This window comes from Halopenitus salinus, from assembly GCF_055397165.1.
In genome coordinates, this window is record NZ_AP043853.1 from 1,487,198 (window position 1) to 1,509,105 (window position 21,908).

Annotated in this window: 23 protein-coding genes and 2 tRNA genes; 16 read left to right on the forward strand and 9 right to left on the reverse strand. The window is 69.4% G+C overall.

All coding sequences use genetic code 11. The annotated features are described in order from the left end of the window. Positions 1-85: 85 nt before the first annotated feature. Positions 86-1,087 carry an AI-2E family transporter gene (locus ACZ5YD_RS09285; protein ID WP_379742774.1) on the reverse strand — a complete coding sequence of 334 codons (1,002 nt, stop codon included), beginning with the start codon at positions 1,085-1,087 and terminating at the stop codon, positions 86-88. A 108-nt stretch (positions 1,088-1,195) separates the two neighbouring features. Next, a complete protein-coding gene (locus tag ACZ5YD_RS09290; RefSeq protein WP_379742777.1) occupies positions 1,196-1,972 on the reverse strand; it encodes a DUF6517 family protein in 777 nt (258 codons plus the stop codon). Positions 1,973-2,146: 174 nt separating this feature from the next. Between ACZ5YD_RS09290 and ACZ5YD_RS09295 the strand changes: the two genes are divergently transcribed. The 4 genes from ACZ5YD_RS09295 to hisG all read left to right on the forward strand — a co-directional run bounded on the left by ACZ5YD_RS09295 (position 2,147) and on the right by hisG (position 7,359). Next, positions 2,147-3,325, forward strand: coding sequence for a thiamine ABC transporter substrate-binding protein (locus tag ACZ5YD_RS09295; protein ID WP_379742780.1), 1,179 nt, complete (start codon positions 2,147-2,149; stop codon positions 3,323-3,325). A gap of 108 nt (positions 3,326-3,433) precedes the next feature. Further along, entirely contained in the window at positions 3,434-5,227 is a 1,794-nt protein-coding gene (locus ACZ5YD_RS09300) for an ABC transporter permease (protein WP_379743071.1), read from the forward strand. Then, the gene (locus ACZ5YD_RS09305) at positions 5,217-6,362 is read left to right on the forward strand and encodes an ABC transporter ATP-binding protein (RefSeq protein ID WP_379742783.1); all 1,146 of its coding nucleotides are present in this window, start codon (positions 5,217-5,219) and stop codon (positions 6,360-6,362) included. Before ACZ5YD_RS09300 ends, ACZ5YD_RS09305 begins: the two co-directional genes overlap by 11 nt. A 52-nt stretch (positions 6,363-6,414) precedes the next feature. After that, complete coding sequence (gene hisG / locus ACZ5YD_RS09310; protein ID WP_379742786.1) at positions 6,415-7,359, forward strand: ATP phosphoribosyltransferase; 945 nt, start codon at positions 6,415-6,417, stop codon at positions 7,357-7,359. 27 nt (positions 7,360-7,386) lie between these two features. Here hisG and ACZ5YD_RS09315 read toward each other — a convergent pair whose 3' ends face one another. From ACZ5YD_RS09315 to ACZ5YD_RS09325, 3 genes are all read right to left on the reverse strand, one after another. Continuing rightward, complete coding sequence (locus tag ACZ5YD_RS09315) at positions 7,387-8,376, reverse strand: CPBP family intramembrane glutamic endopeptidase (RefSeq protein WP_379742789.1); 990 nt, start codon at positions 8,374-8,376, stop codon at positions 7,387-7,389. Positions 8,377-8,466: 90 nt separating this feature from the next. Then, positions 8,467-8,829 (reverse strand): DUF7473 family protein, encoded by a 363-nt coding sequence (locus ACZ5YD_RS09320; RefSeq protein ID WP_379742792.1) that lies wholly within the window; start codon positions 8,827-8,829, stop codon positions 8,467-8,469. 73 nt (positions 8,830-8,902) lie between these two features. Beyond that, on the reverse strand, positions 8,903-9,460 hold the full coding sequence (locus ACZ5YD_RS09325; protein ID WP_379742795.1) for a TATA-box-binding protein: 558 nt from the start codon (positions 9,458-9,460) through the stop codon (positions 8,903-8,905). A gap of 104 nt (positions 9,461-9,564) precedes the next feature. On the opposite strand from ACZ5YD_RS09325, the gene pheA reads away from it, so the two are divergent. The 10 genes from pheA (at position 9,565) to hjc (ending at position 18,289) form a co-directional block, all read left to right on the forward strand. Continuing rightward, positions 9,565-10,386: a prephenate dehydratase gene (gene pheA / locus ACZ5YD_RS09330; RefSeq protein ID WP_379742798.1), complete on the forward strand. Its 822-nt coding sequence runs from the start codon at positions 9,565-9,567 to the stop codon at positions 10,384-10,386. A 94-nt stretch (positions 10,387-10,480) separates the two neighbouring features. Beyond that, a complete protein-coding gene (locus ACZ5YD_RS09335; RefSeq protein WP_379742800.1) occupies positions 10,481-10,915 on the forward strand; it encodes an Hsp20/alpha crystallin family protein in 435 nt (144 codons plus the stop codon). Next, entirely contained in the window at positions 10,912-12,159 is a 1,248-nt protein-coding gene (locus tag ACZ5YD_RS09340; RefSeq protein ID WP_379742803.1) for an NAD(P)/FAD-dependent oxidoreductase, read from the forward strand. The genes ACZ5YD_RS09335 and ACZ5YD_RS09340 overlap by 4 nt, the downstream gene beginning before the upstream one ends. A gap of 64 nt (positions 12,160-12,223) precedes the next feature. Next, positions 12,224-12,406 carry a DUF5786 family protein gene (locus tag ACZ5YD_RS09345; RefSeq protein ID WP_379742806.1) on the forward strand — a complete coding sequence of 61 codons (183 nt, stop codon included), beginning with the start codon at positions 12,224-12,226 and terminating at the stop codon, positions 12,404-12,406. Then, on the forward strand, positions 12,403-12,978 hold the full coding sequence (locus ACZ5YD_RS09350) for an endonuclease dU (protein WP_379742809.1): 576 nt from the start codon (positions 12,403-12,405) through the stop codon (positions 12,976-12,978). The genes ACZ5YD_RS09345 and ACZ5YD_RS09350 overlap by 4 nt, the downstream gene beginning before the upstream one ends. A 75-nt stretch (positions 12,979-13,053) precedes the next feature. Beyond that, positions 13,054-13,782 carry a uracil-DNA glycosylase gene (locus ACZ5YD_RS09355; RefSeq protein ID WP_379742812.1) on the forward strand — a complete coding sequence of 243 codons (729 nt, stop codon included), beginning with the start codon at positions 13,054-13,056 and terminating at the stop codon, positions 13,780-13,782. A gap of 111 nt (positions 13,783-13,893) precedes the next feature. After that, positions 13,894-14,553 (forward strand): imidazole glycerol phosphate synthase subunit HisH, encoded by a 660-nt coding sequence (hisH, locus tag ACZ5YD_RS09360; RefSeq protein ID WP_379742815.1) that lies wholly within the window; start codon positions 13,894-13,896, stop codon positions 14,551-14,553. 120 nt (positions 14,554-14,673) lie between these two features. Next, on the forward strand, positions 14,674-15,963 hold the full coding sequence (locus tag ACZ5YD_RS09365; protein ID WP_379742818.1) for an amidohydrolase: 1,290 nt from the start codon (positions 14,674-14,676) through the stop codon (positions 15,961-15,963). 489 nt (positions 15,964-16,452) lie between these two features. Then, positions 16,453-17,739 (forward strand): adenosylhomocysteinase, encoded by a 1,287-nt coding sequence (locus ACZ5YD_RS09370; protein ID WP_379742821.1) that lies wholly within the window; start codon positions 16,453-16,455, stop codon positions 17,737-17,739. Positions 17,740-17,866: 127 nt separating this feature from the next. Beyond that, positions 17,867-18,289, forward strand: coding sequence for a Holliday junction resolvase Hjc (gene hjc, locus ACZ5YD_RS09375; RefSeq protein ID WP_379742824.1), 423 nt, complete (start codon positions 17,867-17,869; stop codon positions 18,287-18,289). A gap of 51 nt (positions 18,290-18,340) precedes the next feature. On the opposite strand, the gene ACZ5YD_RS09380 is transcribed toward hjc, so the two are convergent. After that, positions 18,341-19,003, reverse strand: coding sequence for an SWIM zinc finger family protein (locus ACZ5YD_RS09380; RefSeq protein ID WP_379742827.1), 663 nt, complete (start codon positions 19,001-19,003; stop codon positions 18,341-18,343). A gap of 327 nt (positions 19,004-19,330) precedes the next feature. On the opposite strand from ACZ5YD_RS09380, the gene ACZ5YD_RS09385 reads away from it, so the two are divergent. Next, positions 19,331-19,570 (forward strand): DUF7472 family protein, encoded by a 240-nt coding sequence (locus ACZ5YD_RS09385; protein ID WP_379742830.1) that lies wholly within the window; start codon positions 19,331-19,333, stop codon positions 19,568-19,570. A 98-nt stretch (positions 19,571-19,668) separates the two neighbouring features. On the opposite strand, the gene ACZ5YD_RS09390 is transcribed toward ACZ5YD_RS09385, so the two are convergent. Beyond that, on the reverse strand, positions 19,669-20,793 hold the full coding sequence (locus ACZ5YD_RS09390; RefSeq protein WP_379742833.1) for a DNA primase: 1,125 nt from the start codon (positions 20,791-20,793) through the stop codon (positions 19,669-19,671). 157 nt (positions 20,794-20,950) lie between these two features. On the opposite strand from ACZ5YD_RS09390, the gene ACZ5YD_RS09395 reads away from it, so the two are divergent. Then, complete coding sequence (locus tag ACZ5YD_RS09395; protein ID WP_379742836.1) at positions 20,951-21,208, forward strand: hypothetical protein; 258 nt, start codon at positions 20,951-20,953, stop codon at positions 21,206-21,208. A gap of 215 nt (positions 21,209-21,423) precedes the next feature. On the opposite strand, the gene ACZ5YD_RS09400 is transcribed toward ACZ5YD_RS09395, so the two are convergent. Both ACZ5YD_RS09400 and ACZ5YD_RS09405 read right to left on the reverse strand, forming a co-directional pair. Continuing rightward, a tRNA-Asp gene (locus ACZ5YD_RS09400) sits at positions 21,424-21,496 on the reverse strand. 20 nt (positions 21,497-21,516) lie between these two features. Then, positions 21,517-21,589, reverse strand: a tRNA-Asp gene (locus ACZ5YD_RS09405). Positions 21,590-21,908: the final 319 nt, after the last annotated feature.

The window sequence follows — 21,908 nt, forward strand, 5'->3', positions numbered from 1 at the left end:
ATACCCGTCGGTTGGCGGTCGGCTCCCGATCAGCTCGTCCCGGATGGTTCCCGCGTGCAGCGCACTCAGCGACGCCGGATCCGAGTCACGATCGCTCGCTCACGGGGAGCCGATTGAACTCCTCGGAGAGCTGGGCGGCGAGCTCGGAGACGAGCGCGACGACGAGCGGTCCGGCGATCACCCCGATTGGTCCGACCGTGAGCACGCCGCCGACGAAGCCGATGAAATAGAGGCTCGCCGCGAGGTCCGCCGTCTCGGCGGCGAGCCGCGTGCGGATCACCAGATCCGGAACCCAGCCGATCACGAGTCCGCCGATCACGAGGATCGCGACCGCCAGGATCGGCTCGCCGGCCACGACGTGGGTGCCGGCCAGGGCCACGATCAGTACGCTCGGGCCCAACACGGGGATGAACTGGAGGATCCCGGCGACCGCCGCGAGCGCGACGGGCGAGGGGTACCCGAAGGCGACGAGGACCGGAATCGCGATAAGGAACGTCCCGACGCCCGTCGCCGCCTGGACGACGTAGATCCCGTAGAGGGTTCGCCGTGCGCGGCGGTGGAGGGCGTCGGCCAGCCCGCGGTAGGAGGGCGGGACGAGCGCGATGAGCGCCTTTCGCGTTCGCTGTTCGTAGTAAAGCATCGAGTAGACCACGAAGCTGAACAGCGCGAACTTGATCAACAACACGGGCATCTGGGCGGCGATCGCGGTCGCCACGTCGACGAGCCAGTCGCCCGCCTCGGCGATCACGTCCTGGGTGACGAGGGTCGTCGACCAGCCGCCGATCTCGATGGGAATGGTCTCCGGCGCCTCGTTGAGAAACGCGATCACGGCGTCAAGTCGGAGGAACAACACGACTCCGATGGGCGCGAAAAGGAGGAGGGTGCCGACGAACCCGACGATGGTCGCAACGAACGAGGCGATCCGCCGCGAGGCGCCGTGTCGGCGGACCCATCGACGGACCGGCGAGAGCACGTACGCGACGGTGATGGCGAAGAAGACGGTCGCCGCGACCGTCCACAGGAGGGCCATGGCCACGGCCGTAACGAGCACGAATAGCCCGCCCAGGACGTGCCGTCGCTGTGGCATCGTCCCTCCCTGGGTGCCGAGGGGTAATAAGGATCGGCGGCGATGACCCCACGCCGGACGGCCGGCAACCGACGACGATTACTCGCCGGAGTCGGCGACCGTCGTCGCCTACTCCACGGAGACGATGAGCGCCTCGACGTCCTCCTCGTATGTCGCCGGGTCGGCCGAAAGCGCCTCCGAGTCGACGAGCTCCTCCGCGTCGGGCGCTCCCTCGGGGAGCCCCTCGTCGATCGCGGCCGTCATCCGTTCGACCGGATAGGCGCCGCCGGCGATCAGGACGTCGGTCCCGTCGTGCCAGACCGCGAGGCGTCCCTCCATCTGGATGGTTCCGGAGATCTCCTCCGTTCCGCCGAAGCCGGTGTCGATCGTCGAGGTCGCGGCGAACGACCCGCGGTAGGTGTAGGCGGTCGCCTCGTGGCCGGTCGCGATGTCCATGGTCCCCTCGTTCGTCCGCTCGACGTCCTCGAGGCCGGCGCTCGACAGCTGGCTACGGAACGCCTGGTCCGCGGCCGTCACCACCTGCGACATCACCCGGTCCCGGCCGACGCCGAGCGGGAGCTGGTCGATCGCGGGCCGCAGGTCGACCCGCGTGGCGAAGAACACGACCGGCGAGCCGTCCGAGTCGAACGTCTCGGCGGCGGCCTCCGCGACCCCACGGTGTTCGTATGCGCGCGTGTGTTCGAGCGCGGTGACCGTGACCGGACCGACCTCCTCCTCGAGGATGGTGCTGCTCGACTCGTCGACGAGCTCCCAGTCCTCGATGCGGTCGTCGGTCACCTCCGGCGGCGGTACCTCGCCGTCGCGTCCCCCCAGACAGCCCGCGAGCCCCACGGTTCCGACCGCCGCGGCGCCCGCGAGCAGCTCGCGTCGTGTTGACTCCGACATCGTCGCTTCGGTTCGCGGGCGGGACGGATAGCCGTGTCGGTCGGAAACCCGACGTCGAAGCGTCGCCTCGAGACTCCGCAGCCGAGGATCGACCCGAAACCCGACACCACACCCGTTCAGCGTCGCCGATCCGAGCCACGCGGTTTATGTATCACCGACGGAAACAACCGGGTAATGACCGACCGCCGTGCCGAACACGGAGCCGGCGACGTCCTCGATCGTCGCGCGTTTCTGGCCGCCGCGGGCGCCGCGACGGCGGGGCTCGCGGGGTGTTCGGGTTCCGACCCGGAGGACGGAAACGGATCGACCGACGAAACGGAGCGGCCGCCCGACGCCGGCGGGAACGGAAACGTGACCGGGACGCCCTCGACGCCCGGGGAGCGGACCCTCGTCGTGGGGACCTACAGCGCCTTCATCGACGCCCCCTCGACGAGCCCGGGCGCGTGGCTCAAGGAGGCCTTCGAGTCGGAGTTCGACGCCGAGCTGGTCTGGCAGACGCCGCCGAACGACCTCAACTACTACATCGAACGGCACAACGCCGGCGTCGACGTCGAGGCCGACCTCTATCTCGGGGTGAACCCCGACGACCTGGTCCGCGTGGACGAGAACGTCGACGGCGATCTGTTCGCCGAGGCGGGCGACGTCGAGGGGACGGAAGCCGTCAAGTCGGGCCTCGAGTTCGATCCCGCGGATCGGGCGATCCCATACGACACGGGCTACATCAGCCTGGTCTACGACGGCACCGAGACCGAGGCGCCGGAGACGTTCGAGGGGCTCCTCGAGGAGGAACACCGCGGCGACCTGATCGCCCAGACGCCCTCCGGCGACACGGGCCGGGCGTTCCTGTTGCACACGGTCCACGAGTTCGGCGACGAGGGCGAGTACGACTACCTCGATTTCTGGGCGGACCTCCAGGCGAACGACGTGCGGGTGCTCGGCTCCTGGAGCGACGCCTACGACGCCTGGACGGGCGGCGAGGCGCCGATGGTCGTCTCCTACTCCACGGACCAGGTGTTCGCCGCCGACAGCGGCGCCGACCTCGATGAACACCAGATCCGGTTTTTGAACGACCAGGGCTACGCGAACCCCGAGGGGATGGCGGTCTTTTCGGAGGCCGCCGATCCCGACCTCGCCAGGCAGTTCATGTCCTTCGTCCTGCGCCCGGCGGTGCAGGGCCAGATCGCCCAGCGAAACGTCCAGTTCCCGGCGACCGACGACGCCGAGTTGCCCGACGACTACGCCGACCTCGCCAAGGAGCCGCCGGAACCGGTCACCTTCACCTACGAGGAGCTACAAGGGTCGCTCGATGGCTGGGTCGACGCCTGGGAACGCCAGTTCGCCGGTGGCAACTGACGCGTCGGCCCCCGAAGATCGGGAGGGCCCACGGTGAGCGACCGATCCGACCGCGGCCGATCGCGCGATGAGCGACCCCGCGACGAAAACGGGTCGTTCGACGCCGGTTTGGAGCGGTTCCGTACTGCGTTCGCCCGCGTTCGTGCCGGCCTCGAGCGGCGAGCGATCGCGGTCCTCGCCGCGGTCACGGTCCTCGTTCTCCTCGTCGTGTTCTACTACCCCGTCGCGACCGTGTTCGTCGAGGCGCTCGTCGTCGACGGGAGGGTCACGGCGTCGGCGTTCCTCGAGATCCTCCGCGATCCGTTCTACTTCGGGGACCTCGCTCGGGTCCTCACGGGCGAGTCCCCGGTCGCGGCCGCCCGGGATCTCCTCGGACCCGATCGACACCTCGGGATCGTCGGGTTCACCGCCTATCAGGCCGCGCTCTCGACGAGCGCGAGCGTCGCGCTCGGGCTTCCGGGGGCCTACCTGCTGGCCCGCTTCGAGTTTCCCGGACGACGCGCGCTGCGTTCCGTCACCATCCTCCCCTTCGTGCTTCCGTCGATCATGGTCGCGACGGGGTTCGTCGCCACGTTCGGGCGAACGGGGACGCTGAACGCCGCGCTTGCCGCCGTGGGACTGCCCCGCCTCGAGCTGCTCTACACGCTCGAGGCCATCGTGATCGCCCACGCGTTCTACAACGCGCCCCTCGTCGCCCGCGTCACCACCGCGGCCTGGGAGTCGGTCGACGCGAGCGCGGTCGAGACCGCGAGAAGCCTCGGTGCGAGCCCCTTCCGCGCCTTCCTCGACGTGGTCGCGCCGCAGCTGTATCCGGCGGTGCTGTCGGGGGCCGCGCTGGCCTTCGTGTTCACGTTCGGAAGCTTCCCCATCGTGCTCGCGCTCGGGGGGTTCGAGCTCGCGACCGTCGAGGTGTTCGTCTACCGGCTCGTCCGCGACCTCGAGTACACGGAGGCCGCCGCGCTCGCGCTCCTCGAGTTGGGCATCTCGCTTTCGATCCTCTACGCCTACCTCCGGTACGAGGCGGCACACACGGTCCGATCGCGGGGCATCCGCCCGCTTCCGCGTCGCCCACTCCGACCGCCGACCGGCTCGGCGAGGGAACTCCTCCTCCGGTCCGGACTCGGAATCTACGTCCTGCTCGCCGGGATCGTCTTCCTCGCGCCGATCGCGAGCATGCTCCTCGCCAGCGTGACCGACCCCGGCGGGATCACGCTCGACCACTACCGGTTCCTCCTCGAGCGGCAGCGGACCGGGGCGGCGTTTCAGGTGCGGCCGTGGGACGCGATCCGAAACTCGCTCCTCTTCGGGCTCGCCGCCCTCGCGGTCGCGTTGCCGATGGGCGTGATCGTCGCCGTCTCCAGCACCCGCGGGTACCGCGGCCGAAAGGTCGTCGACGCCGTGGCGATGGCGCCGCTCGCGGTCTCCGGGATCGTCGTCGGGCTCGGGCTGCTCCGCGGGCTCGTCTTCGGAGCGGAGGTCGCCGGGACGCGGATCGCCGTCGGCGGCGCCGTCGCGATCGTCGCCGCACACGCCGTGGCCGGCTACCCGTTCGTGGTTCGGACCGTCGCACCCGGCCTCGAGTCGCTCGACCGCTCGCTCGTCGAGTCCGCACGGGCGCTCGGGGCCTCCCGGATCCGCGCGCTCGTGGACGTCGAACTCCCCCTCGTCTGGCCGGGGATCGTCGCGGGCGCGGCGTTCGCGTTCGCGATCTCCGTCGGCGAGTTCTCGGCCACCGTCGTGCTCGCGACCGGGACCGACCAGTACACGATGCCGGTCGCGATGGAGCGGTTCATCGGCCGGCGGCTCGGCCCCGCGACCGCGATGGGCGTCGTTCTCCTGTTCGTCACCGCCGCCAGCTTCCTCGTGATCGACCGGCTCGGGGGTGACGGCGGTGGGATCTGAGAGTTCCCCGCCGATCGCCGTCGAACTGGAGGCCGTCTCGCGTCGGTACGGCGACACGACCGCCGTCGACGAGGTGTCGATACGGGTCCCTCGCGGCGAGTTCTTCACGCTCGTCGGCCCCTCCGGCTGCGGGAAGACGACCACGCTCCGGCTGATCGCGGGCTTCGAGGAGCCGTCGGCCGGTACGGTTCGGTTCGGCGACCGGGACGTGTCGGGCGTCCCGCCCGAGGAGCGCGAGGTTGGCGTCGTCCTCCAGAACTACGCGCTGTTTCCGCACATGACCGTCGGCGAGAACGTGGCCTACGGGCTTCGGTTCTCCGACCCGCCGGGTGACGTCTCCGAGACCGAACGCGTCGCGGAGCTGCTCGATCTGGTCGATCTCCCGGAGGCGACCGATCGGGACCCCGACGAACTCTCGGGCGGTCAACGACAGCGCGTCGCGCTCGCCCGCGCCCTGGCGCCGGGGCCCGACGTCCTGCTTCTCGACGAGCCGATGAGCGCCCTCGACGCGAAGCTCCGCGAGCGCCTCCGGCTCCAGGTGCGGTCGATCCAGCGCGAGCTCGACATCACCACCATCTACGTGACCCACGACCAGGAGGAGGCGCTCGCGATCTCAGACCGCGTGGCGGTCATGAACGGGGGACACCTCGAACAGGTCAACACGCCCCAGGCCGTCTATCGGCGGCCGGAGACGCGCTTCGTGGCCGAGTTCGTCGGCGACAACAACGTGTTCTCGGGGACCGCGCTCCGGTCGAGCGACCCTGCCGAAACCCCTTCGGTTCCGGTCGAGATCGGCGGCGAGACCGTCCGCGTGGATCCCGGACGCCGATCGATCCGCTCCGGGGATCGGGTCACCGTCTGCGTGAGGCCGGAGGCGCTGCGGATCGACGCGGACGGAACGATCCACGACGCGCCCGACAACCGACTCAAAGCGACCGCGGAGAGCGCCGAGTTCCTCGGGGAGACGACCCGGGTCCACCTCGCGTGGAACGGCCGGGAACTCCTCGCGCGAACCCGGGATCCGATCGCGGGGGACGTGACGGTCGGGTTCGATCCCGACGACGTTCACGTGGTAACCGTCGAGCGTGGTGGCGAGCGAAGCGTGGACGACGACGACCGATCCGGCGACGAGTGAGGCGATCGGCGGCGGACGAAAACTGTTTCCACCCGCCCCGCGATGTCCCGGTATGCGAATCGCCGTGCCCAACAAGGGGCGTCTCCACGAGCCGACGATCGAGCTGTTGGAACGCGCCGGTCTCCACCTCGAACGGACGGCCGACAGACAGCTGTACGCCGACACCGTCGATCCGGACGTCTCCATCCTCTTTGCGCGCGCGGCGGACATCCCGGAGTACGTCCGCGACGGCGCGGCCGATCTGGGGATCACGGGCCTCGACCAGGCCGTGGAGTCCGGAGCGGTCGTCGAACGCGCCGCGGCCGCCGGCTCGACGGGCGAGTCGGAGGAGGACACAGACGGTGACGGAGCGGGCGGCACGGAGGACACGCCCCTCGTCGACCTCCTCGATCTCGGATACGGAACCTGCCGGCTCGTTCTCGCGGCGCCCGAGGACGGCGAGATCGGATCGGTGGCCGACCTCGAGGGACGGACCGTCGCCACCGAGTTCCCGGGAATCACCCGGTCGTACTTCGAGACGGTCGGCGTTGACGCCGAGATCGTCACCGTCACCGGAGCCACCGAACTGACCCCACACGTCGAGATGGCCGACGCGATCGTCGACATCACCTCGACGGGGACCACCCTGAAGGTCAACCGCCTCGCGGTGATCGACGAGGTGCTCGAGTCCTCGGTGCGGCTGTTCGCCCGTTCCGACGTGGTCGAGGACGGGAAGGTACGGGAGGTGATGACCGCGCTCGAGTCCGTGCTCGCGGCCGAGGACAAACGCTACCTGATGATGAACGCGCCGACGGCGAAGCTGCCAGACGTCAAGGACGTCCTGCCCGGACTCGGCGGGCCGACCGTGATGGACGTCGAGGCCGACGAGAACGGCGACGGGATGGTCGCCGTCCACGCCGTCGTCGACGAGGGCGACGTCTTCTCGACGATCACCGACCTCAAGGCGGTCGGCGCGACCGGGATCCTCGTCACGGAGATCGAGCGGCTCGTGGAGTAGCTCGGGGCGCCTTCCGAGGCGACATCCTCACGCTTCCGCGTTCGGATCGGCGTCGGTCCCGGAGCCGCTCGCGTCGGTCACCGTATCGGGCGCCAGCACGGACGGATGGATCCGGAGCCCCCCGGTCCGGCGATCGACCCACCACGCGATCGCCACACAGCCGACGAGGATGCCACAGAGCCCGAGCACCCCGCCCTCGGGGCCGAACCGCCCGCCCGAGAGGACCGCGGGGCCGACCACCTGCGTCTCGATCACGGTCGCGGGGATCGAGATCCCCGAGACGCTGAACCCGAAGACCGCCCCCTGCGCGAAGTTCCACGTGACGTGTATCCCGATCGGGATCGCGAGCTCGCCGGTGAGGACGTAGCCGAGCGCGAGGAACACGCCGGCCAGGCCGATGATCGCCGTCGAGAGGGCCGTCGCGTTCGGGTTCGTCGCATGGAGGACGCCGAAGACGCCCGAGGAGACGGCCACGGCGACGCCGACGGCGAGGCGGTCCCCGGCGAATCGCAGTCCCTCCGCGAGGTTCGAGAGGAGCCAGCCGCGGATCAACAGCTCCTCGTAGATCCCGACCGCGAGGAACAGAGCGAGAACGCCCGCGAACGCGCCCGCGAAGCCCCCCGTCGAGACGAACGTGCCGCTCGGGACGTACCAGCCGGCGGCCCACCCGACGAGGAAGATCGCCGCCTGAAGGAGGGCGCCGAGCGCGAGTCCGAACCCGCAGTCGATCCACCACTCGCGGTCGATCCGGAGCCCGTAGTCGTCGAACCGCCTCCGGTCGATCGTTCGAGCGACGACAGCACAGCCGACGGTCACGATCGCGAGGCTTCCGAGGCCGGTGAGCGCGAGCGCCGTCGCGCCCTCCGGGAGCGACACGCCGAGCGCGCCGATACCCAGCATGGTCGCGCCCGCGAGGAGGCCGAAGACCACGACCGTGAGGACCAGCCGGATCGGGAGGCGTAGGCGCCGTTCGTCGTCGTTCCAGACGACGGTCCGGGCCCGCGAGAGGGGACGCATGGACGAACGTGGCGCGTCAAGCAGTATAAACCTACACCCGGGGTGCGGGGTTCGATCAGTGCCCCGCTGCGGGTTCGGCGGTCGAGTCGGTCACGTCGGCCGGCTGGCGATCAGGATCGCCACGCCGACGACGACCACGGTCACCAACACCGTGATCACGAAGTGGATGAACGTGATGAGCGCGGTGCCCCGCGGCGGCTGACCGTAGGCGCGGTGAATGGCGGCCGCGTCCAGCAGGATCGCGACCGGGACCGAAAGCGCGGCCGGAAGCGAGAACGCCCCGCCGACGACGCCGACGACCGCCGGAAGCGGGCCGACGAGGAGGGCCCGCTTCGGGTCGACGTCCCCGAGGACGTTTCTGGCGGCGAGGTGTGCCGTGACCGACAGCCCGAACGCGAAGAACACGATCGTAAAGAGAACCGCGATGGAGCCGGACCCCGACTGGAGGAGCATCACGTACGCGTTGTCCGTCGAGGGCTAAAGCGTCGTGGGTCCGACGGGAGGCAGGCGACGCACTCGTGGTCGCTCAAAGCAGTCCGAGTTCCTCGAGACGCTCGACGATGACGTCGACGGCGGCGGCCGCGTCGGCGGGCTCCTTCCCGCCGGTGATGACGAGCTTGCCCGAGCCGAAGAGGAGGGCGACGACGTCCGGGTCGTCGAGGCGATAGACGAGTCCGGGGAACTGCTCGGGCTCGTACTCGATGTGTTCGAGTCCCAGCCCGATCGCGATCGCGTTGAGGTTGAGGTCCTCGCCGAGGTCCGCGGAGGTAACGATGTTTTGAACCGTGATCTCCGGGTCCTCCTCGACCGGGATCTCGAGGGCTCGAAGCTCGTCGAAGACCATGTTCAGGCTCTCGTGGACCGCGTCCGTGGAGTTCGCGCCCGTACAGACGATCTTCCCCGACCGGAAGATGAGCGCGGCCGACTTCGGGGATTTCGTGCGATAGACGAGTCCGGGGAACTGTTCGGGGTCGTAGTCGGCGCCCGCCAGATCCATCGCCACGCTCTCGAGGTCCAGCTCCTGGCCGATCCCCGTCGACGCGACGACGTTCTCGATGGTGATCGTGTCCTTCGGATCGGTCATCAACGGTGTACACGTCGACGTATTGATTTATAAAGGTTCGTCGTCGAGGGCGACGAGCGCGCGCCTCCGGCACGCTTTTGGGCGCCGGCCGGCAATCGCGGACGATGAACGTTGTCACGCTCGGCCCCGCCGGCACCTACTCACACCGGGCCGCCCGGGCCGTCGCCGATGACGTGGCGTTTCGCGAGTCGGTCACGGCGATCGTCGAGTCGGTCTCCTCGGGGGAGTTCGACCGCGGCGTCGTGCCAATCGAGAACAGCATCGAGGGGTCGGTGACGGAGAGCCTCGACGCCCTCGCGGACGAGGAGGTCGCCGTCGTCGAGGAGATCGTCACCCCGATCCGACACGCCCTGCTCGCGCAGGCCGAGGACTTCGACGTGGTCGCAAGCCACTCGCAGGCGCTCGCGCAGTGTCGGACCTACCTCGAGCGCGAGTACCCCGACGTCGACCAGGAGGCGGTCGCCTCGACGGCACGCGGCGTCGAGCGCGCGCGCTCGGACGCCAGCGTCGCCGGGATCGGCCACCCCGACAACGCCGAGCCGATCGACGGCGAGGGGACGACCCTCCGCGTCCTCGCGGAGGACATCCAGGACCGGTCCTCGAACGCGACGCGGTTCCTCGTCATCGCGCCGGCCACGGAGCGCTCGAGGGCGGGCGGCAAGACGACCCTGATCGTCTATCCGGACGCCAACTACCCCGGGCTCCTCCTGGAGATGCTCGAGGCGTTCGCCGACCGCGACGTCAACCTCTCGCGGGTCGAATCGCGTCCGAGCGGCAACCGCCTCGGCGACTACCTGTTCCACTTCGACATCGAGGCCGGACTCTACGAGCCGCGGACCCAGGCCGCACTCGAGACGCTCGAGGGGATCGCGGAGAACGGCTGGGTGCGCGTGCTCGGGTCCTACGATACGACGCACGTCGTGTGAATCGAGACGACACATCGTAGCCCGGGACGACACACGCCACGCGATCGCCCCCGTCCCGACAACGTTCAAGTCGATCGCGGACCTATCGGTACCCATGCCACGACGGGACCCCTTCGAGGAGATCGAACAGCTCTTCGACCGCATGAGCCGCGAGTTCGAGCAGATCGGCGGCGACATCGAGACCGGACTCGGCGGCGGATTCAGCGTCGACGTCGCCGAGACCGACGAGACGGTGACGGTGACCGCGGACCTCCCCGGATACGACCGCGAGGGGATAGACGTCACCCTCTCGGATCGAACCCTCACGATCGCGGCCGAGCGGTCCGAGGAGTACGCCGACGAGCGCGACGAGGACGACGTCCAGTACCACCGACGCGAGCGGCGCGAGCGGTCGGTCTCCCGTCGGGTCCGCCTGCCTGCCGACGTCGAGGAGGACTCGGCGTCGGCGACCTACAACAACGGCGTGTTGACGATCGAGTTCTCGAAGCGGGTCGCCGACGACGGCGGCCACCGGATCGACGTCGAGTGAGCGAACGACGGCTCGCGCGGGACGTATCGCCCGAAGTCGTCGTGGTCGGCGGCGGCGTCATCGGCTGTGCGATCGCCCGTGAACTCGCCGTCGACCGGCGGGTCCTCCTCCTCGAGCGCGATCGGATCGCCGCGGGCGCCACGGGGCGTGCCGCCGGCGAGGTGACGATGTCGCCGTCGTATCCGGACTACCCCGGGATCGCGGCCCACGCGAACGCGTTCTTCGATCGGTACGACGCGACGGGCGCCATCGAGTACGTCGAGGCGCCGAGCGTCGAGCCCGTCTCGCCGGACCGCGAGGAGGCGGCGAGGGCGCGCGTCGACCGGCTCCGAAACGAGGTCGCAAACGGCGGGCTGGACGTCGCATTCGAGTCGCCCGACGCGGTCGAGCGGCGGTGGCCCGCCCTGGACATGTCCGGGTACGCCGGCGCGGTTCGGTTCGCGAACGCCGGCTACCTCGATCCCGCCGAACTCGCGGACGCCCTGCGCGCCGACGCCGAGGAGTCGGGGGCACGCGTCGAGACGGGAGTGACCGTCACCGGGATCCGCGTCGACGGGGAAGGGGATAATGGCGGGGATGGAACCGAACCCGTGGGCGGAACCGATGGCGGAGCCGATTCCGGTTCCGTGATCGGCGTCGAAACCGATCACGGAGCCATCGACTGTTCGACCGTCGTCGCCGCGGCGGGTTGGCGAACCCGGGAATTGCTCGCGCCCGACCTCCCGATACCGATCCGCCCCTATCGGACCCAGTGCGTGGTGATCCGCTCGCCGGCGCTTCGCGGTCGGGACGTCTCGATGGGGTGGCTTCCCGGTCCCGACGTCTACTTCCGGCCGATGGGCGAGGACGAACTGCTCGTCGGTGGCCGTTCCGCCGCGGTCGACGATCCCGCGGCGGCGAGCCGATCGGCCGACGGGGCGTTCCGCGAGCACGCCTCGGAGATCGGTTCCGGCCTGCTCGCGGACCCCGATCCCGTCCGGATCGTCGACGACTGGGCCGGCGTCGACGCCGCGACGCCGGACACCCGACCGATCGTCGACCGGCCGGCGGCGGGACCGGACGGGCTGGCCGTCGCAACGGGCTTTCACGGTCGGGGGATCATGACCGCGCCCGTCGCCGCGACGCTGATCCGACACCGGATCGAGGGAACCGATCCGCCGTTCCCCGGCGATCCCTTCGCACTCTCGCGGTTCGAGGATCGCTCGGCGGACTTCCGGTTCGCCTCGATCAGCGACGGCGGGTGAGCCGGGGGTTCGCGGCCCGTTCCGGCAGTAGTTTTTTGACGTTCGATCGACAATATTCACACGTATGGGCTTCGGGAGCTACGATGAATCCGAACAGGAGAATCAGGACCTGGACGCCGACTTCGAGGACGACGACGGGGTCCGCACCGCCGAGAACGACCACCAGGGACGGGTGGAATACGAGATCGGCGCGTCCAACGACGAGCTGTTGGATCGGCTCCAGGACATCAAGGACCACGGGGAGTGAAACCCGGTAGCCGCTCGCTCGGGATCGCGTTCAGCGACGGCCCCGAGCGCAGCCGGCTCGGCGGCGCGCTCGTTCGCGCGGACGGTCGCGTCGACGACCTGGTCGGCGCTACCTGCACCGTCGGCGGAACCGACGCGACCGCGGCGACGATCGACCTCTTCGAAACGCTCGATCGCGAGGACGTTCGCCGGCTCGTGATCGCCGGGATCGCCCCCGCGTGGTTCAACGTCGTCGACCTCCGTGCGGTCCACCGCGCCGTCGACCGACCCGTTCTCTCCGTCTCCTACGAACCGAGTCCGGGACTCGAGTCCGCGATCCGGGAGGCGTTCGACGGCGAGGAGGGCCGGGAACGGCAGTCGATCTATCGATCGCTTCCGGAGCGACGTCGGGTGTCGACCTCCTCGAGTGAGGACGGTCCGGATCGCTTCGTGCGCGCCGTCGGCGTCGAACCGGATCGGGCCGAGGAGATCGTCCGGCGGTTGACGATCGACGGCGCCGACCGCCCCGAGCCGGTTCGAGTCGCAAAGCGGGCGGCCAGAGCGTTCCGGCGGTTCGCCGGCGATTCCGGATGACGGGAGCGTTCGAACCCCCTCCCGATCGCTTCTCGACCCGATCGGCTTTTTGTCCCCCGCGGCCGCCGGATCGGTATGGTCCACGACGAGGGAAGGGTCGTTTCGGACGGCGGCTCGAGCGCTCCGGACGACAGCTCGAGCGCTCCGAACGGCGGGCTCGGCGACGATCTGTGCGTCGAGGAGTGCACGCGCTGTCCGGCGCTCGTCGAGTCGCGCTCGCGGATCGTGAACGGATCCGGGCCGACCGACGCCGCCCTCGCCTTCGTCGGGGAGGCCCCGGGCGCCGACGAGGACGAGCAGGGGAAACCGTTCGTCGGCCGGTCCGGCGACGTTCTCGACGAGGCGCTTCGGGAGGCGGGGATCGCCCGTGCGGACGTCCGCATCACGAACTGCGTGCGGTGTCGTCCGCCCGACAACCGTGATCCCTCCGCCGAGGAGCTGTCGAACTGCCGGGGACACCTGGACGCCGAGATCGATCGCCTCGATCCCGAGTTGATCGTTACCCTCGGGAAGGTCCCCAGCCAGCACCTCCTCGAGCGCGAGGTGGCGATCACCTCGGAGGCCGGTTCCGTGGTCGACGAGCGGATCGGCGGCGCCTCCCGGCGCGTGCTGTTGTCCGTCCACCCCGCGGCGACGCTTTACGACCGGAGCCAGCGCGACGGCTTCTTCGAGGCGATCGGCGAGGCCGCCCGGATCGCCGGGATCGGAGCCGGAAGGTCGGACGAGGCCGGAGACGGGAACGGGGGCGGGGAACCCGGCGCCTCGTCCGGACCGGACGGCCAGTCGCGACTCGGGGAGTTTTGAGGACGATCGAAGCGCCCCGATCCCTCATCCGGAGCGTCCCGGTTCGCTGGACCCGCCCGCCTCCGCGATCGGGAGGGAAACCGACTTGACGGCGGCCCGCCCAGAACGCGTATGGGCATTCCCGAGCCACCCGACGAGGTGCTGGCCGATGTCGTGATCGTCGATTACGGCCTCGGAAACCTGCGGTCCGCGACGCGCGGGCTCGAACGCGCGGGCGCGTCGGTGACGATCTCAGACGACCCGGAGACGTTCGCCGACGCCGACGGCGTCGTCCTGCCCGGCGTGGGCGCGTTCCGCGAGGGGATGGAGAACGCCGGCCCCTACCGCGAGGCGCTCGTCGACCACGCCGAGGCCGGCCGGCCGCTCTTCGGCATCTGTCTCGGGATGCAGATGCTTCTCACCTCGAGCGAGGAGGCCGATCACGCCGGACAGGGCGAGGTCCGCGGCCTGGATCTGATCCCCGGACGAAACGTCCGGTTCGACGTCGACGAGAAGGTCCCCCACATGGGGTGGAACGACCTCTCCGTGGAGCGATCCCACCCGATCGCCGAGGGGATCGACGGGCGATATGCCTACTTCGTCCACTCCTATTACGCCGAGCCCGACGACGCGAACGCCGTCGTCGCCACGAGCGACCACGGCGTCGAGTTCCCGGCGATCGTCGCCAACGACGCGGGGAACGTCTTCGGCACCCAGTTCCACCCCGAAAAGAGCGGGGAGACGGGGCTTCGCATTCTCCGGAACTTCGTCGAGTACTGCGCGGAGCGCTGAGGACCGCCCTCGGTTCGGGCCGTCGGATCGCTACCCACTCGAGCCGCGGGATCGCCCCCGATCCGATGTGACTCTCGCGGCTTCGGTGGAGTTACGACGCCGGACGCTCGAGGCCCGCGTATGCACACGCTTGCGGTGACCGACGGTCGGGTGCTGCGCCCCGACGGCCGCGTGACGACCGACGACGTGTTGATCGACGCCGACGCGGGAACGATCGAGGCGATCGGCCCCGACCTCGAGGGGGACGAGGTCCTCGACGCCTCGGGCGGGCTGGTCATGCCCGGCCTCGTGAACGCCCACACCCACGTCTCGATGACCCTCCTTCGCGGCTACGCCGACGACAAGCCCCTCGACGCGTGGCTTCGCGAGGACATCTGGCCGGTGGAGGAGGAGCTCACCGACGACGACATCGAGGCGGGCGCCGAGCTGGGCGTGCTCGAGATGATCCGCTCTGGAACGACCGCCTTCGCGGACATGTACTTCGCGATGGACCGCGTGGCCGACGTGGTCGAGCGCGCCGGCGTCCGCGCGCGTCTCGGCCGCGGCATCGTCACGGTCGGGAAGGACCACGAGGAGGCCCGCGCCGACCTGGAGGACGGAGTCGAGTTCGCGACGACCTACGACGGTGCCGCCGACGGTCGGATCCACACGGCCGTGATGCCCCACTCGCTGACGACCGTCGAGGAGTCCATCCTCGAGGAGGCCGCCGACCTGGCCGCCGCCCACGACCTGCCGGTCCACCTCCACGCCAACGAGACCGAAAGCGAGGTCGACCCGATCGTCTCCGAACGCGGGATCCGGCCCATCGAGTATGCCGACGACCGGGGCGTGCTCGGCCCCTCGAGCTTCCTCGCACACGGCGTCCACCTCGACGACTCGGAGATCGCCCGACTGGCCGAGCGTGGGACCGCGGTCGTCCACTGTCCGGCCTCGAACATGAAGCTCGCCTCGGGCATCGCGCCGGTCCAGCGGCTGCGGGAGGCCGGGGTGACGGTCGGGATCGGGACCGACGGCGCCGCCTCGAACAACGACCTCGACCTCTTCGACGAGATGCGCGACGCCGCGATGGTCGGAAAGCTCGCCGCCGCGGACGCCTCGGCCGTCCCCGCGCCGGCGGTCGTCGAGATGGCGACGAGCGGTGGCGCCGAGGCGATCGGAGTTCCCGGCGGCCGGATCGAGGCCGGCGCCGCGGCCGATCTGATCGTCGTCGACCTGGAGTCCCCGCACCTCACGCCCGCCCACGACCTGGTCTCACACCTCGCGTACGCGGTGAGGGGTTCGGACGTGCGCCACACGGTCTGTGACGGATCGGTCCTCATGCGCGATCGGGAGGTCACCACGCTCGACGCCGACGCGGTGATGGAGCGGGCCGGGTCGGTCGCCGCCGACCTCGTCGCGCGTGCGGAGTGACGGTCGGCCCGTCCTCGGGAGCCTCCCCGTTCGGCCCCTGGAGATCGCTCCGTTCGACCGTTCGCCACGGCGATCGTTTACGGCCAAACCGGCAGTATAAACGGTCATAAACGGTTTACACGGTCAAAACGGCGAGGGGGATTTATTCTCTCCCCTCCCCTCGAACCGAGTGCGGGCGACGCGGGTCAAAGGCACACGATGGGGGGTTTCCCGGAACGTCCACACCGGACGTACCCACATCACTCACCACACCACTCACCACACCACATCTCCGGTCCCCTCCGTCGGTTCGTTCGCCTCCACTCACCCACCCACACCGTCGCCCGGTTCTTCATCGACGACGAGCCGAGACGCCGCCGAGCGGATGCCGTCACCACGTCGGTCGGATGCCGTCACCACGTCGATCGGATGTTCCCCTACGTCGAGCGGTCGCACCGTCTCCGGACCGGTGTCGGTAGGGTTTTTGAACACCGCGGGAAACGCTCGGGCATGAGCGATCCGTATCCGTCCGTAACCGAGCAGCTCGCGGACCCCGAGGCGGCCCGCGAGGAGGGCCGCCGAAAGATGGACTGGGCGATACAGCACATGCCGATCCTCTCGGAGCTTCGCGAGTCCTTCCTCGCCGATCGACCGCTCGAGGGCGAGGTCGTCGCGATGGCGATGCACGTCGAGGCGAAGACGGCGAACCTCGTCGAACTGCTGGCCGACGGCGGCGCGGAGGTCGCCATCACCGGCTGCAACCCGCTTTCGACCCACGACGACGTCTCGGCCGCCCTCGACGCCCACGAGAACATCACCTCGTACGCGGTGCGCGGCGTCGACGACGACGCCTACTACGACGCGATGCACGCCGTCGTCGCCCACGACCCGACGATCACGGTCGACGACGGGATGGACATGGTCAAACTCGTCCACGAGGAGTACCCCGAGCTGATCGACTCCGTCATCGGCGGCGCCGAGGAGACCACCACGGGCGTTCACCGCCTGCGCGCGATGGACGCGGACGGCGAACTCCGGTACCCGGTCTTCGCGGTCAACGACACCCCGATGAAGCGCCTGTTCGACAACGTCCACGGCACCGGCGAGTCCTCGCTCGCCACCATCGCGATGACGACGAACCTCTCGTTCGCGGGCAAGAACGTCGTCGTCGGCGGGTACGGCTACTGCGGCAAGGGCGTCGCGAAGAAGGCGTCGGGCCAGAACGCGAACGTGATCGTCACCGAGGTCGAGCCGCGCCGCGCCCTCGAGGCCCACATGGAGGGCTACGACGTCATGCCGATGGACGAGGCCGCGGCAAAGGGCGACGTCTTCATCACGACGACCGGCAACCGCGACGTGATCACGGGAGAACACTTCGAGCGCATGCAGGACGGCGTCCTCCTCGCGAACGCCGGCCACTTCGACGTGGAGGTGAACCTCGAGGAGCTGGCCGACCTCGCCGTCGACCGCTTCGAGGCGCGCGACGGCGTCGAGGCCTACGAGATGCCCGACGGCCGGGAGCTGAACGTGATCGCCGAGGGGCGACTCGTCAACCTCGCGGCCCCGCTCGCGCTCGGCCATCCCGTCGAGGTGATGGACCAGAGCTTCGGCATCCAGGCCGTCTGCGTGCGCGAGCTGGTCGAGAACGGCGACGCCTACGAGGCGGGCGTCCACGACGTCCCCGACGACCTCGACCGGGAGGTCGCCGAGATCAAACTCGACGCCGAGGGCGTCGAGTACGACGCGCTCTCGGCCGAACAGCGCGAGTACATGGACAGCTGGGAACACGGAACGTAGATCCGATCGCTGGACTGCGTCCCGACAATCCGATCGAGCGTCGCGTTTTTATCCTCGAGCCTGCAACCCTCCACGATGACCGAGATACGGGAGCGCCCCGCCCTCCGGGAGCACGCGGAGGCGATCGATGTCCGCTAACCGGAAGGGCGATCGCCGCGAGCGCGAGCTCGTCAACGCACTCGACGAGGCGGGGTTCGCGGTGATGCGCGCCCCGGCGAGCGGCAGCGCGACCGAGCGCGAGCTGCCCGACGTGCTCGCTGGAAACGGCGATCGGTTCTACGCGATCGAGGCGAAATCGAGCGCGGGCGACCCGATCTACCTCACCGGCGAGGAGGTCGAGGCGCTGTTGTTCTTCTCGCAGAACTTCGGCGCGAAGGCCCGGATCGCCGTCCGGTTCGACCGGGAGGACTGGTACTTCTTTCACCCCGGCGACCTCTACACCACCGACGGCGGCAACTACCGGGTGAAAAAGGAGACCGCGCTCGCGGACGGGACCGACTTCGCGGAGTTCGTCGGCGACTCGACGCGGGTCACGCTCGACGACCTGTAGGACGGAGGGTACTCGCTCCCGGACGGCGAACGGTTCGGTTCCGCCCTACGGTCAGGCGTCGACCCGCTCGCCGGCGGAACTCGAGTCGGTTCCGATTCGCTCGCCGGCGGCGTTCGAATCGGCGTCGTCGGCCGATCGACGCGGACCGGCGCGATCGTCGTCCCCTCGCGGACGTCGAAGCCGCGAGGCGGGAAAGCGGTAGCGCTTGCGATCGCTCGGCTCGATCACGCTCGAGGAACCGTTCTCGGTCCCGCCGCGAGCCTCCGCCTCCGAGATGTAGACCGCCTCGACGACCGGCTCGTGGGACCCGTAGTCGGCGTTCGTGGGGTACTCGCTCACCAGACGTCCCTCGTCCGTCTCCGTGGCGTCGGCACGGTCGGCCGTGACCGCGGTCACCAAGAGTCGCTTTCCGGTCTCGCGATCGCGTGCGATCTCGCCCGGCTCGAACAGATGGGTCTCACAGAGGTGTGCGCCAGCGGATCCGACCGGCACGAACGTCTCGCGTCCACAGACCGCACAGACGCCGACACGTTCGTTCGGTGCCGGAACCGAGCCGCTCGTCACCTCCATGGCCACCCGACGCAGGTGTTTACACCGGACGCCGCGGATCGCGGCGTCCGGACACGTACAGCTGCCGGCGGAGAGCGAGACGACGTAGGTGCCGCCCGTCGTCTCGACGACGTACCGCCGGTCCCGGGTCGGCCGGATCGTCATCGGCTCCGTCCGGGCACGCTTGGTGCGGGTACTCGCCTCTCGCGTCGGGGAGCCAAACGATTCCTGTGGAAACGGAGGTTCGCCTCTCGGAGCGTTTCGTGTATCGTTCGAATTGCCCCGTTTATCCCGATTATTCGTCATTCGATCACCCGAGGGGATACACCCCCAGTTCGTGTGGAACTTGCCGCCGAGCGTATTTAAATGGCGCGTCGATGGGACCTGTCGAAACCCGTCGATCTCGGGGGCTCAGCCTCCGTCTTTGAATCGCCGCGACGCCGTCGGGAGGCGTTTCGAAGTCCTTTTGGGCTCGCTCTTCCGACTTGCGGTATGGACATCGACGCGGAGCTTCGTCGGCAGATCGTCGTCTCCCTCGCCGCCGTCGTCGTCTTCTTCGCCGGTCTCGTCTACATCGGCCTCACCTACGGCAAGACCCCGGACCTTCCGGTCGAGGGGTCGTTCGCGCTGCCCCCCCAGGGCGCGATCGCGCTGGTCGGACTGCTCGTCGGGTTCGTCCTGTTGATGGCCGCCGTCGGCGCCTACCTGATCCGGGCCAACGGCGGCTCCTGAAAGCGTTCGTCGTTCACTGGGGATACGTTCGGAGTCGGTCCGATCCCTCCAGTCCTACTTCGGTCCGTCCCGCCCGTCTCACCGGCTTTCTCCCCGAGTCACGCGTCCGCGTCGACGTCGCCGGTCGTCCCGGTCGCCTCCGCCCGATCGCGCCAGCCGACGACGTCGTCGGCCGCCTCCAGCCGTCGCTCGTAGTAGGCGAGCGGGTCGCCCGCGATCTGCCAGTGGTCCTCCTCGTTGTGACAGATCCCGTAGGCCGAAAGCGTCTCGCAGGTCGGCGGCGGGTACTGCGTCCCCGTCTCGTCGCGGAGGAACTCCGTCTGATAGCGGATGGCCTCCGCATCGAGGCTCGTGTCGGCACAGAACGCGACGACCTCCTCGGGCGACATGTCCAGCCCCGTGAGGAAGGCCATGAGCGCGAACTCCTCGGGGGCCGAAAGTGCCGTCCCCCGCTCGGCCTTCTCGATCAGGTTTCGCATACACGGCGGGAACAGGTCCGGCGCGACCACCTCGATCGCGCCGACGCGCGGGCGCTCGGAGAGCAGCCGTCGCAGGTCCTCGACCTCGGCGGACAGCTCCGCGGCCAGCTCGTCGTCGTCGGCGAACTCGAAGGGGAGCCCCTCGAGCACCCGATCACGGACGGCCTCCTCGAGACACCGCAGGAGGTCGTCGCGGTCGATCGGGAGCGACCCGTCGGCCAGCTCGCGGTTGACGAGCCGCCAGCGGTCGCCCCAGTCGCTCGAGGAGAGCCGGAGGTAGGGGCCGACGTCGATCCGATAGCGCGCTCGGGCCGGGTTGACGGTCCGTCGTCCGGCCTCTCGTCGGACGGCGTCCTCGAGGTCGAACTCCCGGAGGACGTCCTCGAGTTCGATTCCGACGGTTCCCACGGACCGAAGCTCGTCGTCCCGATCGAGGTCCTCGAGGAGCCGGTCGATCGCCGTGGCGGCTTCCGCGCGCGCGTACTTCTCGATCGCGGCGTCGGACTCCAGGAGCGACACGAGGATCCGCGCGATCGGGTACGAGAGCAGTTCGGCCTGGACGCCGTATGCGTCCGGGGTCTCGCTCTCGACGGTGCCCTCGGTCAGCGCTCGCTCGACCCGCTCGCGGCCGCGCGCCACGGCCGGCGCTCCCTCCGCGACCAGCACGGGCAGCGAGACGTCCGCGGTCGCGACGGCCTCGCGGGCCGCCTCGAGGAACGGATAGCGCGCGTGGAGCCGGTCCATCTCGAGGCGGGGTTGGACGCGGGGTCGAATAAGCGGTGTGGTCGGACGTCGCCGCGAGCGCTCTCGGGGCACCTCCAACACGGGCGGCGAGGTCGCTCCGCATCGAGGTCGCTCGCATCAACGTGTTTATGACGACGCGTGAACCACACCACGTCGAATGACCGACGACGGCGACACGCGAGAGACGGACGCGAGCGCGACCCCCGACGACTCCGGGGACGATCCGACGGTCCCGATCCGCTGTTCGGCCTGTGACACCACGACGCGGGTCCCGCTCTCCGATCTCGCCGCCTCCATCGATCGACACAACGAGAACCGACACGACGGCGAGGAGCTGGCAGAGGTCGATCCGGGCGTCGCCGACAGCCTGGCGGACCTCGTGGCCCGCGATCTCGGACTGCTCGAGGACGGTTGACGTCGACGAACGGATCGGCGCCGCCCGCTCACGGCTCCCGTAGAGAACACACGTAGACGCCTCGCTCACTGGTTGGAGTCGGCAAAAGCGCCCGGAGCGGGGTTTGAACCTCAGTCGTTCCACTCACTCCGTTCCCTCCACTCCCTGATTCAGATCCCCTCGCACGCGTTTTCGACGAACGGCTCGCTCCGCTCGCCGTGTCGTTCGTCGAAAAACGCCCGGAGCGGGATTTGAACCCGCGTCACGACCGTGACAGGGTCGTATGATGGGCCACTACACCATCCGGGCCGGTGGATGCAGCGAGGAGGCGCCCGGAGCGGGATTTGAACCCGCGTCACGACCGTGACAGGGTCGTATGATGGGCCACTACACCATCCGGGCCTGCTGCACCTGCGGGTAGCCCTGTGTCACAAATAAGGCTTGTCATCCGACGCAGGCGTGCCGATTACTCCCATCCGGCGCGGCGGCGTTCGGGGCGCTTCCGACACGCAATTCGGACGATCGACCCGCGACGCGAACCTCGGGGAGTGGTGCTGTAGCAGGGGATCCGAAGGTCGTCGGCCGGCGATCGGGGGCGAACCCGCCTCGCGATGCGGCGTCATGCTTTTATGCGGATACGCCGTGTGTTTCGATAGCACTCGCCCGCGATCGGATAGCTGCGTCTCCCGATCGAAGTTGGCAACCCTTATGCGTCTGGGGG

What these genes read in the sequence shown, in the direction of transcription:
- ACZ5YD_RS09285 (WP_379742774.1), bottom strand. Translation starts at nt 1,087, where the DNA reads ATGCCACAGCGACGGCACGTCCTGGGCGGGCTATTCGTGCTCGTTACG.
- ACZ5YD_RS09290 (WP_379742777.1), bottom strand. Translation starts at nt 1,972, where the DNA reads ATGTCGGAGTCAACACGACGCGAGCTGCTCGCGGGCGCCGCGGCGGTC.
- ACZ5YD_RS09295 (WP_379742780.1), top strand. Translation starts at nt 2,147, where the DNA reads ATGACCGACCGCCGTGCCGAACACGGAGCCGGCGACGTCCTCGATCGT.
- hisG (WP_379742786.1), top strand. Translation starts at nt 6,415, where the DNA reads ATGCGAATCGCCGTGCCCAACAAGGGGCGTCTCCACGAGCCGACGATC.
- ACZ5YD_RS09315 (WP_379742789.1), bottom strand. Translation starts at nt 8,376, where the DNA reads ATGCGTCCCCTCTCGCGGGCCCGGACCGTCGTCTGGAACGACGACGAA.
- ACZ5YD_RS09320 (WP_379742792.1), bottom strand. Translation starts at nt 8,829, where the DNA reads ATGCTCCTCCAGTCGGGGTCCGGCTCCATCGCGGTTCTCTTTACGATC.
- ACZ5YD_RS09325 (WP_379742795.1), bottom strand. Translation starts at nt 9,460, where the DNA reads ATGACCGATCCGAAGGACACGATCACCATCGAGAACGTCGTCGCGTCG.
- pheA (WP_379742798.1), top strand. Translation starts at nt 9,565, where the DNA reads ATGAACGTTGTCACGCTCGGCCCCGCCGGCACCTACTCACACCGGGCC.
- ACZ5YD_RS09335 (WP_379742800.1), top strand. Translation starts at nt 10,481, where the DNA reads ATGCCACGACGGGACCCCTTCGAGGAGATCGAACAGCTCTTCGACCGC.
- ACZ5YD_RS09345 (WP_379742806.1), top strand. Translation starts at nt 12,224, where the DNA reads ATGGGCTTCGGGAGCTACGATGAATCCGAACAGGAGAATCAGGACCTG.
- ACZ5YD_RS09355 (WP_379742812.1), top strand. Translation starts at nt 13,054, where the DNA reads ATGGTCCACGACGAGGGAAGGGTCGTTTCGGACGGCGGCTCGAGCGCT.
- hisH (WP_379742815.1), top strand. Translation starts at nt 13,894, where the DNA reads ATGGGCATTCCCGAGCCACCCGACGAGGTGCTGGCCGATGTCGTGATC.
- ACZ5YD_RS09365 (WP_379742818.1), top strand. Translation starts at nt 14,674, where the DNA reads ATGCACACGCTTGCGGTGACCGACGGTCGGGTGCTGCGCCCCGACGGC.
- ACZ5YD_RS09370 (WP_379742821.1), top strand. Translation starts at nt 16,453, where the DNA reads ATGAGCGATCCGTATCCGTCCGTAACCGAGCAGCTCGCGGACCCCGAG.
- hjc (WP_379742824.1), top strand. Translation starts at nt 17,867, where the DNA reads ATGTCCGCTAACCGGAAGGGCGATCGCCGCGAGCGCGAGCTCGTCAAC.
- ACZ5YD_RS09380 (WP_379742827.1), bottom strand. Translation starts at nt 19,003, where the DNA reads ATGACGATCCGGCCGACCCGGGACCGGCGGTACGTCGTCGAGACGACG.
- ACZ5YD_RS09385 (WP_379742830.1), top strand. Translation starts at nt 19,331, where the DNA reads ATGGACATCGACGCGGAGCTTCGTCGGCAGATCGTCGTCTCCCTCGCC.
- ACZ5YD_RS09390 (WP_379742833.1), bottom strand. Translation starts at nt 20,793, where the DNA reads ATGGACCGGCTCCACGCGCGCTATCCGTTCCTCGAGGCGGCCCGCGAG.
- ACZ5YD_RS09395 (WP_379742836.1), top strand. Translation starts at nt 20,951, where the DNA reads ATGACCGACGACGGCGACACGCGAGAGACGGACGCGAGCGCGACCCCC.